This window comes from Sphingomonas sp. SRI_018, assembly GCF_057586275.1.
On sequence record NZ_JBYCZO010000002.1, the window covers coordinates 425,223 to 447,955 of the forward strand.

26 protein-coding genes and 1 tRNA gene are annotated in these 22,733 nt (G+C 70.1%); 15 read left to right on the forward strand and 12 right to left on the reverse strand.

Annotation, left to right across the window (positions count from 1 at the left end; translation table 11 throughout):
* Window positions 1–15: 15 nt before the first annotated feature.
* The 12 genes from AC2YHA_RS14050 (at window position 16) to AC2YHA_RS14105 (ending at window position 9,477) form a co-directional block, all read left to right on the forward strand.
* Window positions 16–1,641, forward strand: a complete 1,626-nt coding sequence (locus AC2YHA_RS14050; RefSeq protein WP_487402090.1) for a flagellar hook-length control protein FliK — start codon at window positions 16–18, stop codon at window positions 1,639–1,641.
* A gap of 18 nt (window positions 1,642–1,659) precedes the next feature.
* On the forward strand, window positions 1,660–2,280 hold the full coding sequence (locus AC2YHA_RS14055) for a flagellar basal body-associated FliL family protein (protein WP_487402091.1): 621 nt from the start codon (window positions 1,660–1,662) through the stop codon (window positions 2,278–2,280).
* 6 nt (window positions 2,281–2,286) lie between these two features.
* A complete protein-coding gene (locus AC2YHA_RS14060; RefSeq protein WP_233784398.1) occupies window positions 2,287–3,243 on the forward strand; it encodes a flagellar motor switch protein FliM in 957 nt (318 codons plus the stop codon).
* Entirely contained in the window at window positions 3,240–3,536 is a 297-nt protein-coding gene (fliN, locus tag AC2YHA_RS14065; protein WP_487402092.1) for a flagellar motor switch protein FliN, read from the forward strand. Before AC2YHA_RS14060 ends, fliN begins: the two co-directional genes overlap by 4 nt.
* Window positions 3,536–3,790: a flagellar biosynthetic protein FliO gene (locus tag AC2YHA_RS14070; RefSeq protein WP_233784396.1), complete on the forward strand. Its 255-nt coding sequence runs from the start codon at window positions 3,536–3,538 to the stop codon at window positions 3,788–3,790. Before fliN ends, AC2YHA_RS14070 begins: the two co-directional genes overlap by 1 nt.
* Window positions 3,791–3,846: 56 nt before the next feature.
* On the forward strand, window positions 3,847–4,623 hold the full coding sequence (fliP, locus tag AC2YHA_RS14075) for a flagellar type III secretion system pore protein FliP (RefSeq protein ID WP_487402315.1): 777 nt from the start codon (window positions 3,847–3,849) through the stop codon (window positions 4,621–4,623).
* 4 nt (window positions 4,624–4,627) lie between these two features.
* Complete coding sequence (gene fliQ, locus AC2YHA_RS14080) at window positions 4,628–4,897, forward strand: flagellar biosynthesis protein FliQ (protein WP_233784395.1); 270 nt, start codon at window positions 4,628–4,630, stop codon at window positions 4,895–4,897.
* 3 nt (window positions 4,898–4,900) lie between these two features.
* Window positions 4,901–5,674, forward strand: coding sequence for a flagellar biosynthetic protein FliR (gene fliR / locus AC2YHA_RS14085; protein ID WP_233784394.1), 774 nt, complete (start codon window positions 4,901–4,903; stop codon window positions 5,672–5,674).
* Window positions 5,674–6,804 (forward strand): flagellar type III secretion system protein FlhB, encoded by a 1,131-nt coding sequence (gene flhB / locus AC2YHA_RS14090; protein WP_487402093.1) that lies wholly within the window; start codon window positions 5,674–5,676, stop codon window positions 6,802–6,804. Before fliR ends, flhB begins: the two co-directional genes overlap by 1 nt.
* 141 nt (window positions 6,805–6,945) lie before the next feature.
* Window positions 6,946–8,328: a flagellar filament capping protein FliD gene (gene fliD / locus AC2YHA_RS14095; protein ID WP_487402094.1), complete on the forward strand. Its 1,383-nt coding sequence runs from the start codon at window positions 6,946–6,948 to the stop codon at window positions 8,326–8,328.
* An 8-nt stretch (window positions 8,329–8,336) separates the two neighbouring features.
* On the forward strand, window positions 8,337–8,732 hold the full coding sequence (locus AC2YHA_RS14100; protein WP_487402095.1) for a flagellar export chaperone FliS: 396 nt from the start codon (window positions 8,337–8,339) through the stop codon (window positions 8,730–8,732).
* Window positions 8,733–8,940: 208 nt separating this feature from the next.
* Complete coding sequence (locus AC2YHA_RS14105) at window positions 8,941–9,477, forward strand: NADPH-dependent FMN reductase (protein ID WP_487402096.1); 537 nt, start codon at window positions 8,941–8,943, stop codon at window positions 9,475–9,477.
* 91 nt (window positions 9,478–9,568) lie between these two features.
* Here AC2YHA_RS14105 and AC2YHA_RS14110 read toward each other — a convergent pair whose 3' ends face one another.
* The 5 genes from AC2YHA_RS14110 to argH are packed head-to-tail and all read right to left on the reverse strand — an operon-like array spanning window position 9,569 to window position 14,144.
* On the reverse strand, window positions 9,569–10,513 hold the full coding sequence (locus AC2YHA_RS14110) for a zinc transporter ZntB (protein WP_487402097.1): 945 nt from the start codon (window positions 10,511–10,513) through the stop codon (window positions 9,569–9,571).
* Window positions 10,510–11,262 carry a precorrin-2 dehydrogenase/sirohydrochlorin ferrochelatase family protein gene (locus tag AC2YHA_RS14115; RefSeq protein WP_487402316.1) on the reverse strand — a complete coding sequence of 251 codons (753 nt, stop codon included), beginning with the start codon at window positions 11,260–11,262 and terminating at the stop codon, window positions 10,510–10,512. The genes AC2YHA_RS14110 and AC2YHA_RS14115 overlap by 4 nt, the downstream gene beginning before the upstream one ends.
* A complete protein-coding gene (gene lysA, locus AC2YHA_RS14120; protein WP_487402098.1) occupies window positions 11,259–12,515 on the reverse strand; it encodes a diaminopimelate decarboxylase in 1,257 nt (418 codons plus the stop codon). Before lysA ends, AC2YHA_RS14115 begins: the two co-directional genes overlap by 4 nt.
* A 19-nt stretch (window positions 12,516–12,534) precedes the next feature.
* Window positions 12,535–12,771, reverse strand: a complete 237-nt coding sequence (locus AC2YHA_RS14125; protein WP_233784387.1) for a hypothetical protein — start codon at window positions 12,769–12,771, stop codon at window positions 12,535–12,537.
* Entirely contained in the window at window positions 12,768–14,144 is a 1,377-nt protein-coding gene (argH, locus tag AC2YHA_RS14130; RefSeq protein ID WP_487402317.1) for an argininosuccinate lyase, read from the reverse strand. Before argH ends, AC2YHA_RS14125 begins: the two co-directional genes overlap by 4 nt.
* Window positions 14,145–14,160: 16 nt before the next feature.
* Between argH and AC2YHA_RS14135 the strand changes: the two genes are divergently transcribed.
* Window positions 14,161–14,766 carry a TlpA family protein disulfide reductase gene (locus AC2YHA_RS14135; RefSeq protein ID WP_487402099.1) on the forward strand — a complete coding sequence of 202 codons (606 nt, stop codon included), beginning with the start codon at window positions 14,161–14,163 and terminating at the stop codon, window positions 14,764–14,766.
* On the opposite strand, the gene AC2YHA_RS14140 is transcribed toward AC2YHA_RS14135, so the two are convergent.
* Window positions 14,763–15,386, reverse strand: a complete 624-nt coding sequence (locus AC2YHA_RS14140) for a peptidylprolyl isomerase (protein WP_487402100.1) — start codon at window positions 15,384–15,386, stop codon at window positions 14,763–14,765. The genes AC2YHA_RS14135 and AC2YHA_RS14140 overlap by 4 nt on opposite strands.
* A gap of 29 nt (window positions 15,387–15,415) precedes the next feature.
* A tRNA-Gln gene (locus AC2YHA_RS14145) sits at window positions 15,416–15,489 on the reverse strand.
* 180 nt (window positions 15,490–15,669) lie between these two features.
* Between AC2YHA_RS14145 and AC2YHA_RS14150 the strand changes: the two genes are divergently transcribed.
* Window positions 15,670–16,674: a Ppx/GppA phosphatase family protein gene (locus AC2YHA_RS14150; protein WP_233784384.1), complete on the forward strand. Its 1,005-nt coding sequence runs from the start codon at window positions 15,670–15,672 to the stop codon at window positions 16,672–16,674.
* Entirely contained in the window at window positions 16,671–17,336 is a 666-nt protein-coding gene (locus tag AC2YHA_RS14155) for an RlmE family RNA methyltransferase (protein WP_487402101.1), read from the forward strand. Before AC2YHA_RS14150 ends, AC2YHA_RS14155 begins: the two co-directional genes overlap by 4 nt.
* 26 nt (window positions 17,337–17,362) lie before the next feature.
* On the opposite strand, the gene AC2YHA_RS14160 is transcribed toward AC2YHA_RS14155, so the two are convergent.
* From AC2YHA_RS14160 to recQ, 5 genes are read right to left on the reverse strand one after another with little or no spacing between them, the layout of a single operon-like run.
* Window positions 17,363–18,850: a GMC family oxidoreductase gene (locus tag AC2YHA_RS14160; RefSeq protein ID WP_487402102.1), complete on the reverse strand. Its 1,488-nt coding sequence runs from the start codon at window positions 18,848–18,850 to the stop codon at window positions 17,363–17,365.
* On the reverse strand, window positions 18,759–19,829 hold the full coding sequence (locus AC2YHA_RS14165) for a sterol desaturase family protein (RefSeq protein ID WP_487402103.1): 1,071 nt from the start codon (window positions 19,827–19,829) through the stop codon (window positions 18,759–18,761). Before AC2YHA_RS14165 ends, AC2YHA_RS14160 begins: the two co-directional genes overlap by 92 nt.
* Window positions 19,830–19,839: 10 nt before the next feature.
* Window positions 19,840–20,229, reverse strand: a complete 390-nt coding sequence (locus AC2YHA_RS14170; RefSeq protein WP_233784380.1) for a hypothetical protein — start codon at window positions 20,227–20,229, stop codon at window positions 19,840–19,842.
* A complete protein-coding gene (locus tag AC2YHA_RS14175) occupies window positions 20,226–20,657 on the reverse strand; it encodes a TIGR01244 family sulfur transferase (protein ID WP_233786660.1) in 432 nt (143 codons plus the stop codon). Before AC2YHA_RS14175 ends, AC2YHA_RS14170 begins: the two co-directional genes overlap by 4 nt.
* Window positions 20,654–22,420, reverse strand: a complete 1,767-nt coding sequence (recQ, locus tag AC2YHA_RS14180; RefSeq protein ID WP_487402104.1) for a DNA helicase RecQ — start codon at window positions 22,418–22,420, stop codon at window positions 20,654–20,656. The genes AC2YHA_RS14175 and recQ overlap by 4 nt, the downstream gene beginning before the upstream one ends.
* Window positions 22,421–22,733 lie beyond the last annotated feature (313 nt).

The following is a 22,733-nucleotide window of genomic DNA, read 5'->3' on the forward strand; positions in this document are numbered from 1 at the left end:
CGGGGAATTGTCCGCATGATCCAGATCACGACCCTGCTCGCCACCGGGCCGATCGGCGCGCCCCGGCCTGCGGGGTCGATTCCGCCGATTTCCGCCGATTTCGCGGTGGCGCTGGAGCAGATGCTGGCGCCGGCGGCAAGCCCGCTCGCGCCCGGCGCGGTTGCGGACATGCCGGCGATCGGGCGGCAAATGCCTGCCGCGGGCGGCAAGGATTTGCCGGCGGTGGAGATTGCGGACCTCCCGGCGCTCGATATCCCCACGGCGACGGGGACGCCCCCTGCTCCGCCGGTGGCGCGACCGAGGACCGACATCGACGTCGCCGCGCTTGCTGCCGTTGCCGCCGGAGAAGCCCTAACCGATCCCGAAGCCTCGGGCGCAAAGGCCCGCGAAACGGCCGAAGCACCCGCGACGCCCGCGATCCTGCCGACGCCGTCGGGCGCCAGGAAGATCAAATCCGAAAGGCACGCCCGCACCGACGCCGAACCGGTGAGCGGAAAAAGGGTCCGCATGGCGGAGGTGCCGGCACAGCCTTCGGCCGAAATGGTCGCGGAGCGACCGGAGGCCGGGAGCAAAGTCGAAGCTGAGCCTGAACCGCACGATCGGAAGGCGAAGAAGGCGAAGGATGTAGCGGTCGCGATCGCGTCGCCAACGGTGCCGATTCCCGAACCCGTCGTGATCCACGCCGCACCGGAGATCCGATCCGGCCGATCCGCGCCACCGAACCTCGACATCGCGCAATCGAGTCCGCTCGCAACGACCGGCCGGGCCGCTTCTGAACCGACCCCAGCCGCTGCGCCCGATGCGCCGGTCGGGCCCGAGACGAAGATCGAGCTGCCCGCAACGCCGCGCCAGCCGGCCGAATCAGTGCCCGAGCCAACCGCGCGACCGCAGCCCGCCCTCGTCGCGGCCATGCCGCTGCGCCCGAGCCAGCCTCTCGAAAGCGAATCGGCGCCGGTGATCCGCCTTCCCCTCGCAGCGCCGGAGCGGCCTAAGCCGGGCGCCGCGCCTGTCGTCTTGCGCCCGGCCACCGCCGCGCCGAAGCCTCAGCCGATCGGGACGGCCAGCCCCGCCGCGCAGCCCGCTGCCCAGGCCTTCGCCGCGGCAATCTTCGCCGCCGAGCGCGCCGCGCCGGCGAAGCGCGAGGATGCGGCTGCCGATCCTGCCGCCATTCTGCCGGGCGTCTCCGCGCCGGCCGGGCAGGCGCCGGTCGCGGTGCACGCCTCCGCTCAGGCGCACGGCGCGCCGCTCGACACCCGCCGCGACGACTGGATGGGCCAGATGATCGAGCGGATCGAGATGATCCGCGACGAGGGCGGCACGCGTGAGGCGCGCATCCGCCTCGCGCCCGACGCGCTCGGCAAGGTCGACGTCGCGATCCGCCACGACGGCGACACCGTCCATGTCCAACTCACCGCCGACACGCCTGCGGCGCGCACGTTGCTCGCCGACGCCGCCCCGCGGCTCGCGGAGATGGCGGAGAGCCGGGGCCTGAAGCTCGGCGGCTCCGGCGTCGATTCCGGCAATCCCCAGGCGCAGCCGGATGCGCGCGACCCGCGCCAGCCCGCCGCGCCGTTCCGCCCGCGCAGCCCTGCCGCTGCCGCCCGAGACCTCCCAGAAACGAGCGACGAGCGCGTCGCCTGACATCCGAAGGACTGAACCATGAGCGACAAGACCGAAGAGACACCCAAGAAGAAGAAAGGCGGCGTGGTGAAGCTGCTGATGATCGGCGGCGGCCTGCTGGTGCTGATCGGCGGCGGCGTCGGCGCCGGGCTCTATGCCGCATCGAGCGGCCTGATCGGCGGCGGTGGCGGTCATGCCGCCGCGCCGAGTGGCCCCCGCCTCGTTCCCGCCTCCGAGCAGAAGCCGGCGGCCGCGGGCGAAGGCGGCGGCCACGGCGAGGAGGGCGAGAGCAAGGGTGCCAGCCACGGCCAGCCCACGCCGGCCGGCTCGGGCGGGGACAAATATGCCTCCAACTACTACACGCTCGACAAGGAGTTCACCTCCAACCTCAAGGAGAGCGTCCATTTCATCCAGGTGGGCGTCGCCGTCTCCACGCCCTACGACGACACGGTCATCAACAACCTGAAGACCCACGAGATCGCCGTCCGCTCGGCGATCCTGATGGAGCTCGGCAACACCGAGGAGGACAGCGTCTTCGCCGAGGACGGCAAGCGCGCGATCCAGAAGCGGCTGACCGATGCGATCAACCGCGTGCTCAAGGAAAAAACGGGCTTCGGCGGGATCAGTAACGTCTACTTTACCAATTTCGTTGTTCAGTGACCGGGCATGGTTAACGACACGGCAACCACGAATCGCGACGAACGACGCGGGCGCGCACGCGCCGCGGCGGAGCATGTCGCGTCGCTGGGCGCCGCGAACCTCAATCCGTTCGGCGACCTCCACACGGTCCAGCATCTCTCCGCCCGCCTCGCGCGGACGCTGCGCGGCGTGTTCGAGCCGGTACTGCGCCGTTCGGTCCGGAGCTGGGCCGAGCCGCTCGTCGTCCAGCGCTTCGCCGACTATATCGCCGAACGCCCGCACGGCCTCACCGCCTGGCTGCCGCTGGCGATGACGCCGGGCGAGGCGCGCGCGCTGATCGTGTTCGACGGCGGCTTCGTGCTCGAGACGCTCGACCTCTATTTCGGCGGCCCCGGGGAACGTCCCAAGCCGCTGCCGGGCGAGTTCACCCCCGCGGCCGAGGCGATGATCATCCGGCTCGGCCAGATGCTGACGGAGCCGCTCGCCTCCGCCTGGGAACCGCTCGCGCGCATCGGCTTCGCCCCCGGCCATCCCGAGGCGAGCCCGGCGATGCTGCAGCGCCTCGACGGCGACGATGCCATGGTGGTGACCCGCTTCGGCATCGCGGCGGGCGAGAGCCACCCGGTGTTCGTCGACATCCTCTATCCGGTCGCGGCGCTGAAGCCGTTCGCGCCGACGCTGATGGGCAAGGTGGTCAACGGCCGCTCGACCGCGGTCGAGCCCCGCTGGCGCGCCGGCCTGACCCGCGCGGCGATGAACGTGCGCTTCCCGGTCCGCTCGGTGCTGGCCGAGCCGGTGATCTCGCTCGGCGCGCTCATGGAGCTCAAGGTCGGCGACGTGTTGCCGGTCAGCTTCGGCGCCGAGGTGCCGATCATGGTCAACAACGATCGCCTCGGCACCGGTCTCGTCGGCACCGCCAACGGCCATGCCGCGATCCGCATCACCCAACTCAACCGCTTCGACGAAGAGGAAGCCGTCCAATGAACGACATGACCGGCACCGCCCCGGTCGACCCGTCCGTCGCCGCCAATTTCCGGCTGCTGCAGGACGTCGACGTCAAGCTGACCGTCGAGATCGGCTCGACCTCGCTCACGCTGCGCGAGCTACTCGCGCTGGGGGAGGCGAGCGTGATCGAACTCGACCGCCATGCCAACGAGCTGCTCGACGTGTTCGTCAACGGCACGCTGATCGGCCGCGGCGAGGTCGTCACCGTCGGCGACAAGTTCGGCGTGCGCATGACCGAGCTGGTCAGCCCCGACAAGCGGACCGACCGCTGATGATGTGGGGCTATATCCTGAAGCTGGTCGTGCTGCTGCCGCTCGTCTGCGGCCTGCTGATCGGCTGTCTCTATCTGTGGCGCCGGCTCGAGGCGCGCATGCCCGGCAACCAGGGTGAGCGGCTCCTCAAGGTCCGCGAGACGATGATGATCTCGCCGGGCCTCCGCCTCGCGGTGCTCGATTTCGAGGGGCGGCGGCTGCTGGTCTCGGTCGGCCGCGGCGGAGTCAATCTGATCGACAAGGCCGACCAGTGACGCTTTCCGATTTCCTGCCGGCCGCCCGGAGCAATTCGGGCCGGACGCTCCGCGCGTTGCTGATCGTGCTCGCGCTCATCACCACGCTGCTGGTCGCCTTCCCGGCCTTCGCCCAGGCTGCTCCCGCGGTGCCCGCGCCGGCGACGCCCGGCGTCGGCGATGCGGTCGACCGTGCGCTGGGCGATCTCGGCGGCGGCAACGCGCCGCTCAGCCTCAGCTTGCAGATCCTCATCATCATGGGGCTGCTCACGGTGCTGCCGGGCATCCTGCTGATGATGACCAGCTTCACCCGGATCGTGATCGTGCTGGCGATCCTGCGCCAGGCGCTCGGCCTCCAGCAGTCGCCGCCCAACCAGGTGCTGATCGGCCTTTCGCTGTTCCTGAGCTTCTTCGTGATGTCGCCGGTGATCAGCGAGATCAACACCGCGGCGATCCAGCCCTATGCCGCGAGCAGGATCGGCGCGACCGACATGATCGCGACCGCGGCCAAGCCGCTCCACGCCTTCATGGTCAAGCAGACGCGGGTCAAGGACGTGACGATGTTCGCCGGCATGGCGAAGAGCGGCCCTTATGCGAACTCGGCCGACGTGCCGTTCTCGGTGCTGCTCCCCGCCTTCGTCACCAGCGAGCTCAAGACGGCCTTTCAGATCGGCTTCCTCATCTTCCTGCCCTTCATCATCATCGACCTGGTGGTGGCGACGGTGCTGATGTCGCTCGGCATGATGATGCTGAGCCCACAGATCATCTCGCTGCCGTTCAAGCTGCTGCTGTTCGTCCTCGTCGACGGCTGGGCGCTGACGATGGGCAGCCTCGCCAACAGCTTCGTGAGCTGAAGCGATGGACGCCGATTACTTTCTGACGGTGGCGCGCGAGGCGATGTGGGTGCTGGCGCTCGCCGCGGCGCCGATCCTGATCCCGGCGCTGCTCTCCGGCCTGATTCTCGGCATGATCCAGGCGGCGACCTCGATCAACGAGCAGACGCTGAGCTTCGTCCCCAAGCTGATCGTGGTGGCAGTCAGCCTGGTGATCTTCGGGGGCATGATCCTGGGGCTGCTCAGCGATTTCACGCTCAGCATCTTCGAGCGCATTCCCGATCTGGTGAAATAGCCGATGATGGGCTTCGGCCTCTCGATCGAGCCGCAGCTCTGGGCGCTCCTGTTCTGCATGGTGCGGATCGGCGCGGCATTCGTTGCAGCGCCGGTGTTCAGCGCGGTGGCGGTGCCGCTGCCCGTGCGCATCACCCTCGCCGGCGCGATCGGGGTGCTGGTGATGAACGTGACGCAGATTCGCGCGCCCGAGCAGATCTTCGCGCTCGCGACCTTCCTCGCGGTGGCATCGGAGGCGCTGGTGGGGCTCGCGCTCGGCTTCGTGCTGCAGATCGCCTTCGCCGCGCCGCTGGTCGCGGGCGAGCTGATCGGCAGCTCGATGGGAATCGGCTTCGCCGCCCAGGTCGATCCGCAGCATGGCGTCTCCACGCCCGCCGTCGGCAACTTCCTGTCGGTGCTGCTGACGCTGCTGTTCCTGTCGGTCGACGGCCATCTCGTGCTGGTCGACCTCGTCGTGCGCAGCTATGAGGCGCTGCCGCCCGGCGCCGCCTGGATCGCGCCGGGGCGGCTGATGAACATCGTGCTGTTCGGCGGCTATACCTTCCTCGCCGGCCTGCTGCTGGCGCTGCCGGTCGGCTTCCTGCTGCTGTGCCTCAACATGGTCGTGGGTATGCTGTCGCGTTCGGCGCCGGCGCTGAACCTGTTCGCGGTGGGTCTGCCCGCCAGCCTCGCCGTCGGGGTGGTCGCGCTGTTCATCGCGCTGCCGGCGATGGGCGACTACATGCAGGTGATCGTCCGCGAGGCGCTCGACATGGCCGCGAAGCTGGTGCTCGGTTGATGGCGGAGGGCGATCGCACCGAGGCCCCGACACCCAAGCGCCTGCAGAAGGCGCGGGACGAGGGCGATGTCCTTAGATCACGCGAGTTCGCCTCGGCGCTGGTGATCCTGATCGGCTGCGGCTGGATGGTGTTCTTCGGCCCCGCGCTGCTGGCGGCATGTCGCCAGGTGATGGCGGCGAGCTTCGCCTTCGGCCGTGCCGACGTCGAGCATTTCGAGCCGTTCCGCCCGCTCGCCGAGGCGGGGTGGAAACTGGCGCCGTCACTCGGCGCGCTGTTCGCGGTGGCGATCGCCGCGGCGGTCCTGAGCCAGGCCGGGCTCGGCGCGCTCACCTTCAACGCCAAGAACCTCGGCTTCAAGGCGAACAAGCTGAACCCGGCGAGCGGGCTCAAGCGCATCTTCGGGATGCAGGGCTGGATCGAGCTCGCCAAGTCGCTGCTCAAGGTGGTGCTGCTCGGCGCGATCGGCGTCTGGATGCTATGGCACACCGCGCAGGGGTCGATGGGTCTCGTATCCTCCGACCTCAATCGGGCGGTGGGCGCGCTCGGCTCGACCTTCCTCACGCTGCTGTTCGCGATGGCGGGCGGGCTGGTCGCGATCGCCGCGATCGACGTGCCGGTCACCGCCTTCCGCCGCCTCCAGAATCTGCGCATGACCAAGCAGGAGGTGAAGGACGAGCACAAGGAGAGCGAAGGCTCGCCCGAGGTGAAGGCGGCGATCCGCGCCAAGCAGCGCGCCGTCCTCAAGCGCAGCTTCAGGAAGGCGGTGGCGGAGGCGCATGTCGTGCTCACCAACCCGACCCATTTCGCGGTGGCGCTGCGCTACGACCGGATGAGCGATCAGGTGCCGGTGGTGGTCGCCAAGGGCCGCGGCGAGACCGCGCTCGCGATCCGCGAGCTCGCCGGCGAGATGGCGGTGCCGGTGCTCGAATATCCGACGCTCGCCCGCGCGGTCTACTACACCAGCCAGGAAGGGCAGGAGGTCCGCGACGACCTCTACCTCGCGATCGCGACGGTGCTCGCCTTCGTGTTCGGCATCAACGCGCAGGCGGGCGGCACGCCGCCGCCGGTGACGGTGCCGGAGACCGCGCGGTTCGACGAGAACGGGCGGAAAGTGGACGTGACGCGATAGGTGCCTGTGCTCCTGCGAAGGCAGGAGCCGTGGCTCCAAGCGGGTCGCTCGCGGCCAGGGCTCCTGCCTTCGCAGGAGCACGAGAGGAGTCCTAAAGTTTCGCCGCCCGCGGCCGATTATCCTTGAGAAGGGGAACAGGCGATGGTCGATTCGATTACCAAGACGCTCGGGGTCGGGTCGGGCATCGACATCCAGGCGCTGGTGACCTCGCTGGTCGACGCGCAGTTCGACACGCGCACCAAGCTGCTCGACAAGCGCGAGGAGACGCTGACCGCGCAGGTCTCGGCGGTGTCGCAGCTCAAGAACGGCATCACCGGCTTCAACACCGCGCTCAAGTCGCTGGTTACCGGCGGCACGCTCCAGACGCAGCCGACCAGCGCCAACAGCGCGATCGTCAAGGTGAGCGCGCTCGCCGGCGCCAAGCTCTCCGGCCTCAATGCCACCGTCGAGGTGCGCGCGCTTGCCTCCGCCCAGGTCGCCAGCACCGCGACGGCGGTGCCCGCCGGCACGCGCATCGGCACCGGAACGCTGCAGTTCGCCTTCGCCGACGGCACCAGCGCGGCGCCGATCACGATCGGCGACGGCGACGCGACGCTGTCGGGCATCGCCGCGAAGATCAACGCCGCCGGCATCGGCGTCACCGCCTCGGTGGTGAGCGATTCGACCGGCGACCGGCTGGTGATGAAGGGCGCGACCGGCGAGGCCAAGGCGTTCACCCTGACCGCGACCGAGACCGCCGGCGACGCCGGGCTCGCCGCGCTCGACGTCGGCGGCGGCGCGACCGGCACCCAGATCGTCTCCGCGGCGGCCGACGCGCTGGTCGCGGTCGACGGCGTCGAGGTCCGCCGCGCGTCCAACATCATCACCGACCTCCTCCCCGGCGTCCGGCTCGAACTCCAGACGGCGGCGGTCGGCACCAAGGTCGCGATCGGCAGCGCGCCCTCCACCGCGGCGCTGTCGCAGGCGGTGAACGACGTCGTCAGCACCTACAACGAGCTCTACGCGATGCTGAAGGCGGCGACCGACCCGGTGAACGGCAGCCTCGCCCGCGATTCCGGCGCGCGCGACATGCTGGCCCGGCTGCGCCAGCTCACCACGATCAACCTGACCGGGACCGGCGACAGCATCCCCAACAGCCTCGCCGCGATCGGCGTCGTCACCAATCGCGACGGCACGCTCAGCCTCGATTCGGCCAAGCTCGCCGCGCAGCTCGCCAAGGCACCCGACGCAATCGAGGCGATGTTCGCCGACCGCGGCGACGGCACCGGCCTGTCGTCGGCGCTGAACGCCATCACCGTCGCCGTCACCAGCCGCACCACCGGTCTCGGCGCCAGCGAAACGCGCTACAGCCAGGCCCAGACCGCGCTGGGCGAGGACCGCGACAAGCTGTCGGCCGACGAGGACAAGACGCGTACGCGCCTCACCCAGCAATTCGGCAGCATGGATGCCAAGGTCGCCGCCTACAAGAGCACGCAGAGCTTCCTGGAGCAGCAGATCGCGGCCTGGAACAGCAGCAACGACTGAGCGGGGACATGCGCTATTCTTCCGCCTTCGCGCGTCCCGAGGACACCTATCGGGCGGTCGACCTTGCCGGTCGCACCGGCGGGGAGGACCCGGCTGGCCTGGTCTCGCTGCTCTATGCCGAGGCGTCGCGCGCGCTGCGCACCGCCGCCTGGGCGGCCGAGCACCGCCGGTTCGACGTCAAAAGCGAGCGTGTCACCCGTGCGCTCTCGATCCTGTTCGCGCTCGAAGGCGGGCTCGACTTCGACAAGGGCGGCGAGGTGTCGAAGACGCTCGCCCGCGTCTACCAGGGCGCACGGACCGAATTGGTCGAAGCGAGCCTCGATGCCGACCCCAGGCGCTTCATCGCCATCGCCGAGACGATCGAGGAGATCGCGGCGGCGTGGGAGACGGTGCGGCGGGGGTAAGTCGTCGGCCATTTCTCCTGCATTCACCCCTCTACCGTCACCCCGGCGAAGGCCGGGGTCCACCGTGCGGCGAGCAACGGACAAGCGGTTCAAGCGGCAACGCCTGCTGCCTGGTGGACCCCGGCCTTCGCCGGGGTGACGGAGGGAATGGGGGCCACATCTCCAAAAAATGGTGCGCCCCGCCGCCGCTTGCACTAACCGGCATCGCATGAGCCAGCCGCATATCGTCGCTCTCGGGGGCACCACGCGCGCCGAATCCGCCACCGGCCGCACGCTGGCGGCGGCATTGCGGATCGCCGAGGCGCAGGGCGCCCGCACCACCTTGCTCACCGGGGAAGCGATCGATTTCCCCAATTACGACCCGGCCGGGATCAAGAACAGCGCCGAGATCGATGCCTTCCTCACGGCGCTGCGCGATGCCGATGGGATCATCCTCGGCTCGCCGGGCTATCACGGCACATTCTCCGGCCTGGTCAAGAATGCGCTCGATCACGTCGAGCTGATGGCGAAGGACGAACGGCCCTATTTCAGCGGGATGCCGGTGGGGCAGATCGCGATCGCAGCGGGCTGGCAGGCGGCGGTGTCGACGCTCACGGGCCTCAGGACGATCACCCACGCGCTGCGCGGCTGGCCGACGCCGCTGGGGGTCGCGATCAATTCGGCCGAGCCCGACGCCATTGCCCGCGCCGAGCCGCAGATCGCGCTGATGGTCGGGCAGATCCTGGATTTCCTGGCGCGGCGCTGAGTCCATTATCGTCATCCCGGCGGAAGCCCGGATCTCACGCGATCATGCATGCGGCTTGAGATTCCGGCTTTCGCCGGAATGACGGGTGGAGCTACCGTGTCCAGTGCTGCCGGACGAAATAAACGGTGATCCCGACGCCGATGATCGTGCAGAGCGCCATGATCGCGTCGAACGCCCAGGGCTCGTGCGCATAGGGCAGTCCCTCGACGTTCATCCCGTAGAGGCCGGTGATGAAGGTCAGCGGCAGGAAGATCATCGCCGCGATCGCGATGATCAGGCTGCGCTGGTCGATCAGCTCGCCGCGCAGGTCGGTCAGCGTCTCGTGCATCAGGCCCGCGCGCTCGCGGATCGCCTCGACCTCCTCGGCCATGCGCGCGGCGCGGTCGGCGGCGGTGACGAGGTGCTGGCGGTCGTCGTCGTGCAGCCAGTCGCACGGCAGCGTGGCCAGCTTCTCCAGCGCCGAACGCTGGGGGACCAGGAAGCGGCGATAGCCGATCGCCTCGATCCGGGTGCGCGTGACCTGGCGGCGCAGCTCGAACGCCCTGGTCGCCTCGAGCTCGCTCTCGCAGGCGTCGAGATCGTCGCCCAATTGCGCGACGATCGGATCGAGCTCGGCGGTGATCGCCATCGCGAACTCGGCGATGAGGTCGCCGGGATCGGCGACCATGCCGCCGACGACCAGCTTGCGGACCTCGTCGAGCGCGTTGAGCGGACGGCGCGTGACCGAATAGACCGTCCCCGCCTGCGCGTAGATGCGGACCGAAGCGAGCTCGTCGAGCTCCGGGTCGGGCGAGGGACCGCGCAGGTTGATGAAGGCGCCGGGCCCCATCGCGTCGCAGCGCGGCCGCGTCTCCGCGGCGGTGAGCGCGTCGATCACATAGTCAGGCAGCTTGGCCTCTCCGCCGAGCCAGTGCTGCGCTTCCGCGTTGCCGACGGTGAGGTGGACCCAGAGCAGCTCGGCCTGCTGGCCGGGCGCCTGCTTCAACGGGATCTCACTCACCTGGCCGTTGCTGACGCTGTAGGCGAAGCCGCTCATTCCGCCATCTCCAGGGCCACGCTGAGTCCCGGCAACGGATCGGCCGGCGGGGCGCCGACGATGCGCTCGGCATCGCCGCGCGCGCGGTCGAGGATCGCCGCCGGCACCTCTGGTGAATGGTAGATGCGGTCGGCGAGTCCGAGGGCTCGCGCGGCGCGGAGGGTGAGGTCGTCGGGATCGGCCGAGGCAAGCGTGACGCTCACCAGCCGCGGCTGCGGTGCGGTGTCGGTCGAAGCCAGCCAGGCATCGACATCGCCCGCGGCGAAGGGATCGAGCGGCCCGCCCTCGGCGAGCGCGGCGCCGATCGCGCGGCGACGGTCGTCGAAGTCGGGCCAGCGCGCGTGGATCGCCTCGCGCGCTCCCTTGAGCCCCGCCGCCAGCGCGCCGAGGCCGGCGGGCAGCCATGTCTCCAGCCGCTGGCGGAGCTGCGCCGACAGGCCGGCGGAGGCGCCGCCGGTGCCGATCGCGACCACCACGTCACCGCGCTCGACGATCGCCGGCATGGTGAAGTCGCAGAGGTCCGGGCGATCGGCCATGTTGACCAGAAGCCCACGCGCGCGCAGCCGGATCGCCGCCGCCTCGTCGCCGACGACGAAGGCGAAGCGCGCCTCCGCATTCTCCTCGCCCACGACCACGCCGCCGGCGCGCTCGATCAGGCGGCGCTTGGCGTCGGCGATATGCCCTTCGCCGACCAGGATCACCGGCCGTCCCGCCAGCCGCGCGAACAGCGGCAGGCTGTGGAGGGTCACAGCCACTCGGGCACCCGCTCCGCCGCCATGATCGTGCCGGCGGCGATGCGGTCCGCGACCACGGCATAGCGGTCGCCATCGACCAGCACCTCGGGCACGAGCGCGCGGCTGTTGTAGGTCGAGGCCATGGTCGCGCCATAGGCCCCGGCGGTATGGAACACAGCGAGATCACCGCGCACGACGGCGTCGATCTCGCGGCCCTTGGCGAAGGTGTCGCCGCTCTCGCAAACCGGGCCGGCGATGTGGGCGGTCATGCGCTCGCCGCTCGGGCGCACCGCGCTGAAGCCGTGATAGGCGTCGTAGAGCGCCGGGCGCGTGAGGTCGTTCATCGCCGCATCGACGATCACCCAGGGATCGCCGACGCCCGGCTTCACCCAGATCACTTCGGTCAACAGCACCCCGGCGTTGCCGGCGATGAAGCGGCCCGGCTCGAACATCAGCTTGACGTCCCAGCCGGCGGTCGCGCGCGCGACCATCGCGCCGATCTCGGCCGGCGTGGGATAGACCTCGCCCGGACGATAGGCGACGCCGAAGCCGCCGCCCAGGTCGACATGGGTGACGGTATGACCCGCGGCACGCAGCTCGGCCACCAGCTCACCGAGACGGCGGTAGCTGATCTCCAGCGGCTGGAGGTCGGCGATCTGGCTGCCGATGTGACTGGCGATCCCGCGCATCGCCAGGCCCGGCAGCGCCGCCAGCCGGGCGTAGATCGCCGGCGCGTCGCTGATCGCGACGCCGAACTTGTTCTCGGCCTTGCCGGTCGAGATCTTGGCGTGGGTACCGGCGTCGACGTCCGGGTTGACGCGCAGCACCGCGGGCGCGCGGACGCCGCGGGCGAGCGCCAGCTCGGAGAGCACCGCGCCCTCCTCCTCGATCTCGAGGTTGAACTGGCCGATGCCGGCGTCGAGCGCCGCCTCGAGCTCGTCGATGCGCTTGCCGACGCCGGAGAAGAGGATGGTCTCGCGCGGCATTCCCGCGGCGAGCGCGCGATGCATCTCGCCCGCCGACACGACATCGGCGCCATAGCCGAGCTTCGCCAGCACGTTGACGACGGCCAGGTTGGGATTGGCCTTGATCGCATAGGCGAGCTGCGCGTTCGGGACCTGTGCCAGCCCCTCCTGCAGCGATCGCGCGTTCGCCTCGAACGCCGCGCGGGAATAGACATAGACGGGCGTGCCGACCTCCCGCGCGATGCGCGTGAGCGGGACGTCCTCGGCGTGGAGCTCGCCGTTCTTCAGGTGGAAATGGGTCATTCGGAAGCTCTGGCCCTGGTCAGCGTGGAGGCAGGTCGAATTCGTCGCTGTCGCGTTCCTCGGAGCTCTTGAGCAGCTCGTCAGTGCGTTCGGGACGGGCTTGGGCACTAGGGGTCATCAACTGGTCGGGCGTCGGCGTCGCCTGTGCGCCATAGGGTTTGACCGGCAGCGCCTGGCCCGGCGCGGGCTTGAGCGCGCCGCGACCGCCGCATCCGGCGACCAGCAGCAGGATAAGGATCGGGGCGATCGCTTTCATCTCTCGGCCTCCCGTGCCGCCCTGGCAGCCGCCACCGCCTCGCGCACGCGTGTCGGCGCGGTGCCGCCGAAGCTGGTGCGGCTCGCGACCGAAGCATCGACGCTGAGCACGTCGAAGATGCGGCGGTCGATCCGCTCGTCGATGTCGCGGAACGCGCCGAGCGGCAGCGAATCCAGCCGCACGCCCAGACTCTCGGCATGGGCGACCGCGCGGCCGGTGATGTGGTGCGCCTCGCGGAACGGCACGCCCGCCTCGCGGACCAGCCAGTCGGCGAGGTCGGTGGCGGTGGAGAAGCCGGTCTCGGCGACCGCGCGCATCCGGTCGGTGCGGAACGTCGCGCTCTCGACCATCCCGGTCATCGCCGCGATCGACAGCGCGAGCAGGCCGTGCGTCTCGAACACCGGCGGCTTGTCGTCCTGCATGTCCTTCGAATAGGCGAGCGGCAGGCCCTTCATCGTCACCATCAGGCTGACGAGGCAGCCGGTGATCCGCCCGGCATGGCCGCGCACCAGCTCCGCGGCGTCGGGATTGCGCTTCTGCGGCATGATCGAGCTGCCGGTCGACCATTGGTCCGACAGGCTCGCGAAGCCAAACGGCTGCGACGCCCACAGCACGAATTCCTCGGCGAGGCGCGAGAGGTGGAGCGCGCACTGGCTGGCCGCCGTCAGATATTCGATGGCGAAGTCGCGGTCGCTGACCGAATCGAGCGAGTTGGCGGTGGGGCCGTCGAAGCCCAATGCCCTCGCCGTCGCCTCGCGGTCGATCGGGAAGCCGGTGCCGGCGAGCGCCGCCGATCCCAGCGGGCACCTGTTGAGCCGTGCGCGCGCATCACGGAGGCGGCCGCGGTCGCGCGCGATCATGTCGTGATAGGCCATCAGGTGATGGCCGAGCGTCACCGGCTGCGCGCTCTGGAGATGGGTGAAGCCGGGCATCACGCTGGCGGCATGCTCGTCGGCGCGGGCGATGAGGGCGTCCTGGAGGCCGCCGAGCGCCGCCTCCGCCTGGTCGATCGCATCGCGCACCCACAGGCGGAAGTCGGTCGCGACCTGGTCGTTGCGGCTGCGCGCGGTGTGGAGCCGGCCCGCCGCCGGCCCGATCTTCTCGGCGAGCCGCGCCTCGGTCAGCATGTGGATGTCCTCGAGGGCGAGGTCCTCGGGAACGCCGTCGCGCTCATAGTCGGCCGCGACCTGGTCGAGCCCGGCGAGGATCGCATCGACGTCGGCCTGATCGACGATCCCCTGCGCGCCCAGCATTGCCGCGTGCGCCTTCGACCCGGCGATGTCCTGCCGCCACATTTGCTTGTCGAACGGGATCGAGGCATTGATCGCACGCATCACCGCCGACGGGCCTTCGGCGAACCGCCCGCCCCACATCGAATTGGAGTTGCTCATGCGATCAGCGATGGCTCCGGTCCTCGTCATGGCCCTGCTGGCCGGTGGCTGCGATAGGCAATCGCCGCCCGCGGCACAAGGCAATGTGGGCGCCGGCAATACCGCCGACGACGTGCCCCCGCCCGCACCCGACGAGGTCGCCGCGCCGTCCGCCGCGGCTCCCAAGGCCGGCAGCTTCGACGCGACGCACAAGGGCGAGGCGGCGCCCGACTTCGCTTTCCGGGACCCGGCGGGCAAGGACGTGACGCTCGCCGACTATCGCGGCAAGCCGGTGCTGCTCAATCTCTGGGCGACCTGGTGCGCACCGTGCATCAAGGAAATGCCCTCGCTCGACGCGCTGGCGGCGCGCGAGGGGGCGAAGCTCCAGGTGATCGCCCTCGCGCAGGACCTCGACCCGTCCAAGGTCGCGCCCTTCTGGGCCAAGGGCGGCTACAAGGCGATCCGGCCTTCGCTCGACTCAAAGATCGCGTTCAGCACCGGGCTCGGCGCCAATCTGCCGACGACGATCCTCTACGATTCGCGAGGGAAAGAGGTGTGGCGCGTGAGCGGCGCCGTCGACTGGATCGGTGCGGAGGCGGCGAAGGCGCTCGCCGCCGCATCCTAAGGCGTCCGCCGTGCCGTCAGGATCTTGACCGGCTGGGCCAGCATCTGGCCCTTCATCGCGCCCTCCCCTTCGGTGGGAGAGACCGGTGCCGCCTGAATCTTCCGCACCACGTCCATCCCCTCGACGACATGGCCGAACGCCGCGAAGCCGGTGTTGTCGCCGGTTGCCTTGGGATTGGCGTCGAGCCCGGTCATGTCGCCGATCATGATCGAGAAGTCCGCGGTCGCCGTCCCCGGCGCGAATCGCGCCATCGAGATGGTGCCGTCGGTATGGCTGAGCCCGGTCTGCGTCGTCGGCTCATGCGCGATCGGCGGGAACAGCTTGCGCGGATCGCGCTGCCCGGCCTGGATCAGCCCGCCCCAAGACAGCTTCATCGCCCGATAGAAGGCGATGCCGTCGAAGCGCCTGGCATCGACGTAGCGCAGGAAATTGGCGGTGGTGACCGGCGCCCGCTCCTTCTCGAGCTCGAGCACGATCGGCCCTTCGGTGGTGGTGAGCGTCACCCTGACCGTCGCCGGCTTGGGGCGCGGCGGATCGGGCGGCGCGACGGCATCCTGCGCCATCGCCGGCAGGGCGAACAGCAGCGCGGCGAGCGGAACCAGGGCGAATCGCGGCATCATGCGGCGATCATAGCGGGAAGAGAGGAGAGTGGATGCCCCGCGTGGATTCGAACCACGATTGACGGAGTCAGAGTCCGTAGTCTTACCATTAGACGACAGGGCAATGGGCCGCGCCAATTAGGGCGCGCCTCCCCGGCTGTCAACGCCCGTGAACCGCCCCGCTTGTCGTTTCGCCGCCACGCCGCTAGCATCGGCCCAAGCACCGAGCGGCGCAATACGGCGCCGTGACGGACGAGAACATAAGTAGTGAGTACGACGGCACGTGGGGGATCGACCCGCCAGCATGCCGACCGCCCGGCGCCACGATGCGCCGCGACCGGCTCCAGAGGTTCCAGCGCGCGGGCGCTGGCCGCACGCGCGGCACTATGCCGCGCTCGACCTCGGCACCAACAATTGCCGGCTGCTGATCGCGCGCCCGCAGGCGAACGGCTTCGCGGTGGTCGACGCCTTCAGCCGCATCGTGCGGCTCGGCGAGGGACTCGCCGCCACCGGCCGGCTGTCCGAGGAGGCGATCGAGCGCACCATCGCCGCGCTCAGGGTCTGTGCCGACAAGCTGCGCCGCCGCGATGTCGCGCTCGCCCGCTCGGTCGCGACCGAGGCCTGCCGCCGCGCCCTCAACGGCGCCGAGTTCATCCAGCGCGCCTATGCGGAGACCGGCATCCTGCTCGACATCATCTCCGCCGAGGAGGAGGCGAAGCTCGCCGTGCTCGGCTGCCACGCGCTGATCGAGCCGGGCGAGGGGCCGGCGCTGGTGTTCGACATCGGCGGCGGCTCGACCGAGCTGGTGCTGGTCGACACGCGATCGCCCGTTCCCGCGATCCTCGACTGGCACAGCGCGCCCTGGGGCGTGGTGTCGCTCACCGAAAGCGTCGGCATCGGCGGCCCCGGCACCTATCAGGTGATGCGTGACAAGATGCGCGAGGCGGTCGCCCCGTTCGCCGACCGCCTGCCGCCGCGCGAGGGGAGCCTGCGGCTGCTCGGCACCAGCGGAACGGTGACCACCCTCGCCAGCGTCCACCTCGGCCTTTCCAGCTACGACCGGTCGGCGGTGGATGGGCTGCTGATGCCGGCGAGCGCGATGCGCGAGGTGAGCCGGCGCATCGCCAGCCTCGACATGGCCGGCCGCGCCGCGGTGCCCTGCATCGGCCAGGAGCGCGCCGACCTAGTGGTGGCGGGTTGCGCGATCCTGGAGGAGATCCTCGACCTGTGGCCGGCCGAACAGCTCGGCATCGCCGACCGCGGCATCCGCGAGGGCATCCTGCGCCGGCTGATGGGATCGCGGCATTGAGCCGGGGCGGCGGAGGCCTGCGCACGCGCGTGCGCACCGCGCGCGGCCGCAGCGCGCAGTCGACGCGCTGGCTCGAGCGGCAGCTCAATGATCCTTATGTCAAGCGCGCCAAGGCGGAGGGCTATCGCAGCCGCGCCGCTTACAAGCTGATCGAGCTCGACGAGCGTTTCGCGATCCTGAAGGGCGCGAAGCGGGTGGTCGACCTCGGCATCGCGCCCGGCGGCTGGACGCAGGTGGTGCGGCGGCAGGCGCCCAAGGCCGCGGTGGTCGGCATCGACCTGCTGCCGGTCGACCCGATCGAGGGCGTCACCATCTTCCAGATGGATTTCCTCGACGATCGCGCGCCGGAGCGGCTGAGCGAGGCGATGGGCGGCGCGCCCGACCTCGTCCTCTCCGACATGGCCGCGAACACGGTGGGTCATCCGCAGACCGATGCGTTGCGGACGATGGCGCTGGTCGAGGCGGCGCACCAGTTCGCAATCGAGGTGCTGGAGCCGGGCGGGACCTTCGTCGCCAAGGTGTTCGCCGGCGGCGCGGATTCGAGCCTGGTCGCCGAGATGAAGCGCAATTTCGCGACGGTGAAGCACGCCAAGCCGCCGGCGAGCCGCAAGGGGTCGTCGGAATGGTATGTGGTGGCGCAGGGGTTCAAGGGGCGGACCTGATCCAAAATCCGTGCCGGGGAGGATTTTCACCCCAAATCCGCCCGCACGAAGTCGGCGCAGCGCTCGCCGATCATGATCGTCGGCGCATTGGTGTTGCCGCTCACCAGCCTGGGCATGATCGAGGCGTCGGCGACGTAGAGCCCGTCGACGCCGCGCACGCGGAGCCTGGGATCGCACACCGCGTCCGCGTCGCTTCCCATCCGCGCGGTGCCGACCGGATGATAGATGGTGTCCGACCGCGCGCGGATCATCGCTTCGAGCGCGGCATCGTCGCCGGGATCGACCGGATAGCGCTCGCGTCCGCCATAGGCGGCGAGCGCCGGTGCAGCCATGATGCGGTACATGAGCCGCACGCCCTGCTTCAGCAGCGCCATGTCGCGCGGATCGGCGAGGAAGGCCGGATCGATCAGAGGCGCGTCGGCAACGTCGCCGCTCGCGAGCCGCACGCTGCCGCGGCTCTCCGGGCGGAGCACGCAGGCGTGGCAGCTGTAGCCGTGGCCGCCGGCGGTGGCGCGGCCATGGTCGTCGACCGGCGCAATCACGAAATGATATTGGATGTCGGGCGCGGGCGAGGCCGGATCGACCGTCACAAACGCGCCGCTTTCGGCAAAGGGCGTGGTCATCGCGCCGGTCCGCTTCAGGTGCCACTGCGCAATGGCGCCGAGCGCGCGGAGATTGCCCTTCAGCGATTTGCCCATCAGGCCGGGCGCGTCGCTCTCGTAGATCGCGGTATAGTCGCAGTGATCCTGGAGGTTGGCGCCGACCGCGGGCCGGTCGACCGTCACGGGGATGCCGTGTTCCGCGAGCTGACGACCCTCGCCGATGCCCGACAGCATCAGCAGCTGCGGCGTCGCGAATACGCCGCCGGAGAGGATTACCGCGCCCTTCGCCCGGATCGTGCGGCGCTCGCCCTTGCGTCGGTAGGCAACGCCGACAGCACGGCCGTCCTCGAACAGGATGCGCTCGGCGACGACGTCGGTGAGGATGGCGAGGTTCGGCCGCGCCTCGCCGAGATAGGCCCGCGCCGAGGTCCAGCGTTCGCCCCCGCGCTGCGTCACCTGATAGAGCCCGACGCCCTCCTGCCGCTCGCCGTTGAAGTCGTCGTTGCGCGGGAGCTGGAGGCTGGCGGCCGCCTCGATGAAGGCGAAGCTCGCCGGATGCGGGCAGAGCTGCTCGCTCACCCACAGCGGCCCGTCGCCGCCGTGCCAAGCATCGGCACCGCGGACATTGTGCTCGGCGCGGCGGAACACCGGCAGCACGTCGGCATAGGACCAGCCGGCACAGCCCAGCGCCGCCCAGTTGTCGTAATCCCAGGGATTGCCGCGCAGGTAGAGCATCGCATTGATCGCGCTCGACCCGCCGAGCCCCTTGCCCCGCGGCTGATATCCGCGCCGGCCGCCGAGCCCCGGCTGCGGCACCGTCTCATAGGCCCAGTTGGTCTTCGGCGTCTGCCGCGCGAGCATGGCCGGCATCAGCGTGGTGGCGGAGGCGTTGCGCCCGCCCGCCTCCAGCACGGCTACGCGGTACTTCCCGCCCTCGCTCAGGCGGCCCGCGGCCGCGGCGCCTCCCGATCCGCACCCGATGACGATGATGTCGGCGTCGTTGCCCCTCCTGCCGCGCGATCCAGGCCGCGCGGATCCCCTCCGAAGTCTCGCGGCTGCCGTCGTGGCTCCAGCCCGGCGGCGCCGTCATATATCTGATCTTGTTGGTGAAGCCCGGCGCGCGCCACACGTCGCGGGCGATGCCGATCCATTCGTGGAACGCGGCCCAGAGCAGGTTGAAGCTGCCGAGGTTCCTGACGATGCCGTAGCGCGGCCGGTCCTCGTCGCGCTCGGGCTCGAAGGTGCCGAACATCCTGTCCCAGACGATGAACACGCCGGCATAGTTGCGGTCGAGGTAGCGCGGGTTGATCGCGTGGTGGACCCGGTGGTGCGACGGCGTGTTCATCACCGCCTCGAACCACTTGGGGCACCGCCCGATCGTCTCGGTATGGATCCAGAACTGGTAGATGAGGTTCAACCCCGCGACGAAGAATACCATAGCCGGCGGGAAGCCGATCAGGAACAGCGGCAGGCGGAACAGAAAGCTGAGCGCGATCAGCCCGGTCCAGGTCTGCCGGAGCGCGGTCGAGAGGTTGTAGTGCTGGCTCGAATGATGGACGACATGGCTCGCCCAGAACCAGCGCACGCGGTGGGCGGTGCGGTGGAACCAGTAATAGGCGAGGTCATCGAGCACGAAGGCGGCGGCGAACCAGTACCATTGCCAGCCGATGTCGAAGATGCGGAAACGATAGACCCACAGCGACACCGCCAGCACCGCTCCGGCGCTCAGCACCCCGGCGACGGTGCTGCCGAGCCCGAGCAGCAGCGAGGTCAGCGTGTCCCTGGGCTCGTAACGCGACGGATCACGGACCCTCGCGACCAGCATCTCCAGCGCCACCAGCAGCACGAAGGCGGGAATCGCGAGCGTGACGGGATCGGGCAGGTCGGGCACCCGCCGTCGCTTACACCAGTGTCAGCGAGGCTTCCAGTCCGCGCACGTCGTCGGCGATGACCCCGGTCAGGGTGACCGGACCGAACCAGCGCTCGCCCGTCTCGACGGTGATCCCCTCGACTGCCTCGCGGATCCGCAAGGGCGGCACCAGCCGGCGCGCCGCGACCCGTGCGCCGTGACGCTTCAGCACCGCGATCGTGCCGTTGCCCGCAACCAGCGCGGCGCGGCCGTCCTCGCTCAGCAGCACGCGGCCGGCCTCGAACCCGGCGAGCAGCGCCTCGGCGTGCTCGCGCGCGCGGTCGGGATCGTCGATCCGGCTCTCGCCCAGCCGCAGCCACCGCGCGAACCCCGCCAGCGCCAGCACCGCGGCCAGCGATCCGGCGAGGATCGTCCAGCTCACTTGTGCGCGGCGGCCAGCGTGTCGAGCATCGCGCGGATGCCCGAGATGTCGTAGCCGGCGTGGTGCGCCTTGGTGACCAATGTCTCGGGATCGTCGCCCATCCGCGCCCGCGCCAGCGCCCAGAGATGCACCGAGCGTGTGCCCGACCGGCAATAGGCGAGCACCGGCCCCTTGGCCGCGGTCAGCGCCGCCGCCATGGCCTCGACCTGACTGCCGGAGAAGCCGGCGTGCGTGACGGGAATCGCGCGATATTCGATCCCGGCCGCCTCGGCGGCGGCGGCGATCTCGGCGCCGGTCGGCTGACCGGGCTCCTCGCCGTCGGGCCGGTTGTTGACGATCTCGGTGAAGCCGGCGTGCGCGGCCTCGATCACTTCCCGCACGGTAATCTGCGGTGCCACCGAAACATGATCGTCGATTCTGCGGATCATGCCGCCCCCCGAATGATGGATAGGAATGCCTCGCCATACGCATCCAGCTTGCGCGCGCCAACGCCTGAAATGCGACTCATCGCCGCAAGGCTGTCCGGCTTCGACGCGGCGAGCTCGCGCAGCACCGAATCGTGGAAGATGACATAGGGCGGCACGCCCGCCTCCTGCGCGAGCTCGCGGCGCTTGGCCCGCAGCGCGTCGAACAGCGGATCGCCGACGGGATTCGCCGCCCCATTCGCCTGTCCTTTGCGCCGCCGCTCGCGCTTGGGCGGCAGCACCAGCGCCAGCGTCGCCTCACCCTTCAGTATGGGCTTGGCGGCGGGGCCGAACTCCAGCCCGCCATGGGCGTTGGTCCGAAGCGCGTCCTTCAGCAGCAGTGCCCGCGACACCGGCTTCAGCAGCGCGGTCTCCTCGCCGTCGACGATTCCCCACACCGACAGCCGCTCATGCCCGTTCATCAGGCTGCGCTCGCTCGACTGCCCCAACAGGACCGACTCGACATAGCCGACACCGAACATCTGCCCGGTGCGGAACACGGCGGAGAGGAACTTCTGCGCCGTCGTCGTCGCGTCGATCGCGGCCGGCGGGTTGAGGCAATTGTCGCAATTGCCGCAGTCCCGCTCCAGCGTCTCGCCGAAGTGGCGGAGCAGGATGCGCCGGCGGCACCCGGCGGTCTCGACCAGCGCCCCCAGCGCGTTGAGCCGCGCCCGCTCGCCCGCCTGGCGCGCCGCCTCGACCTCGCCGATGCGCTGGCGGGCACGGGCGAAGTCGTCGGCGCCCCAGAACAGATGCGCCACCGCCGGATCGCCGTCGCGCCCGGCGCGGCCGGTCTCCTGGTAATAGGCCTCGATCGACTTGGGCAGGCCGGCATGGGCGACGAAGCGCACGTCGGGCTTGTCGATGCCCATGCCGAACGCGACCGTCGCCACCATCACCATGCTCTCCGAGGCGACGAACGCGGCCTGGTTCGCCGCCCGAACCGCCGGATCCAGGCCGGCGTGATAGACGCGCACCTCGCGGCCCGTGCGCGCCAGCCCCTCGGCGAGCTTCTCCGTGGCGGCGCGGGTCTGGGCATAGACGATGCCGGGCCCCGGCTGCTCGGCGATCAGGTCGGCGACCTGGCGGCCGACGTTGTCGCGTGGCGAGATGGCGTAGCGGATGTTGGGCCGGTCGAAGCCGGCGACGAGCAGCCCCTCGTCGGGAATGCCGAGCTGATGGAGGATGTCGGCGCGCGTATGCGCGTCGGCGGTCGCGGTGAGTGCCAGCCGCGGCACGGTCGGGAAGGCATCGAGCAGCGGCCGCAGCAGGCGATAGTCGGGCCGGAAATCATGCCCCCATTCGCTGACGCAATGCGCCTCGTCGATCGCGAACAGGCAGACGCGGCCGCGCTCCAGCAGCTCGCGGAAATCGGCGCCCGAGGCACGCTCCGGCGCGACGTAGAGCAGGTCGAGCTGGCCATCGAGGAAACGCCCGCGCGTCTCCGCCCGATTGGTGTCGACGCTGGTGAGGGTCGCCGCGCGGATGCCGACCGCCTCGGCGGCGCGGAGCTGGTCGTGCATCAGCGCGATCAGCGGACTGACCACGACGCACGTCCCCTCCAGCATGACGGCGGGGAGCTGATAGGTGAGCGACTTGCCCGCGCCGGTCGGCATCACCGCAAGCGTGCTGGCTCCCCCGAGCACGCGCTCGATCACCGCATGCTGGACGCCGCGGAAATCGGAGAAGCCGAAGACGGTCTGGAGCGTCGCGCGAGGGTCGGTCACGCTTCGTTCTATCCCCTGTCCGGCGACGGTTGGCAACGTGAGTCGGTGGTGCCGCGCCATAAAACCGTCGCCACCCCGGCCTTGTGCCGGGGTCCACCGTGCCGCGCCTCTTCGCGTGTGTGGATCGGGGCACGGTGGATGCCGGCACAAGGCCGGCATGACGGATCGGGATTCGGCGGCGGTTGGCAATGCCGCCTGCTCCTGCTAAATGCGTCCCCGGTCACGCCAGCAGCGAAGGAGGGCATGATGACGACATCGCATATGCGCCTCCGCCGAAGGTTCAGGCACCGCTTCCGTTAGGTCCGTGCGAGAG

Excerpts from the sequence above, each read along its gene's own strand:
- AC2YHA_RS14050 (WP_487402090.1), top strand. The coding sequence starts at position 16 with ATGATCCAGATCACGACCCTGCTCGCCACCGGGCCGATCGGCGCGCCC.
- AC2YHA_RS14055 (WP_487402091.1), top strand. The coding sequence starts at position 1,660 with ATGAGCGACAAGACCGAAGAGACACCCAAGAAGAAGAAAGGCGGCGTG.
- AC2YHA_RS14060 (WP_233784398.1), top strand. The coding sequence starts at position 2,287 with ATGGTTAACGACACGGCAACCACGAATCGCGACGAACGACGCGGGCGC.
- fliN (WP_487402092.1), top strand. The coding sequence starts at position 3,240 with ATGAACGACATGACCGGCACCGCCCCGGTCGACCCGTCCGTCGCCGCC.
- AC2YHA_RS14070 (WP_233784396.1), top strand. The coding sequence starts at position 3,536 with ATGATGTGGGGCTATATCCTGAAGCTGGTCGTGCTGCTGCCGCTCGTC.
- fliQ (WP_233784395.1), top strand. The coding sequence starts at position 4,628 with ATGGACGCCGATTACTTTCTGACGGTGGCGCGCGAGGCGATGTGGGTG.
- fliR (WP_233784394.1), top strand. The coding sequence starts at position 4,901 with ATGATGGGCTTCGGCCTCTCGATCGAGCCGCAGCTCTGGGCGCTCCTG.
- flhB (WP_487402093.1), top strand. The coding sequence starts at position 5,674 with ATGGCGGAGGGCGATCGCACCGAGGCCCCGACACCCAAGCGCCTGCAG.
- fliD (WP_487402094.1), top strand. The coding sequence starts at position 6,946 with ATGGTCGATTCGATTACCAAGACGCTCGGGGTCGGGTCGGGCATCGAC.
- AC2YHA_RS14100 (WP_487402095.1), top strand. The coding sequence starts at position 8,337 with ATGCGCTATTCTTCCGCCTTCGCGCGTCCCGAGGACACCTATCGGGCG.
- AC2YHA_RS14105 (WP_487402096.1), top strand. The coding sequence starts at position 8,941 with ATGAGCCAGCCGCATATCGTCGCTCTCGGGGGCACCACGCGCGCCGAA.
- AC2YHA_RS14110 (WP_487402097.1), bottom strand. The coding sequence starts at position 10,513 with ATGAGCGGCTTCGCCTACAGCGTCAGCAACGGCCAGGTGAGTGAGATC.
- lysA (WP_487402098.1), bottom strand. The coding sequence starts at position 12,515 with ATGACCCATTTCCACCTGAAGAACGGCGAGCTCCACGCCGAGGACGTC.
- AC2YHA_RS14125 (WP_233784387.1), bottom strand. The coding sequence starts at position 12,771 with ATGAAAGCGATCGCCCCGATCCTTATCCTGCTGCTGGTCGCCGGATGC.
- argH (WP_487402317.1), bottom strand. The coding sequence starts at position 14,144 with ATGTGGGGCGGGCGGTTCGCCGAAGGCCCGTCGGCGGTGATGCGTGCG.
- AC2YHA_RS14135 (WP_487402099.1), top strand. The coding sequence starts at position 14,161 with ATGCGATCAGCGATGGCTCCGGTCCTCGTCATGGCCCTGCTGGCCGGT.
- AC2YHA_RS14140 (WP_487402100.1), bottom strand. The coding sequence starts at position 15,386 with ATGATGCCGCGATTCGCCCTGGTTCCGCTCGCCGCGCTGCTGTTCGCC.
- AC2YHA_RS14150 (WP_233784384.1), top strand. The coding sequence starts at position 15,670 with ATGCCGACCGCCCGGCGCCACGATGCGCCGCGACCGGCTCCAGAGGTT.
- AC2YHA_RS14175 (WP_233786660.1), bottom strand. The coding sequence starts at position 20,657 with ATGATCCGCAGAATCGACGATCATGTTTCGGTGGCACCGCAGATTACC.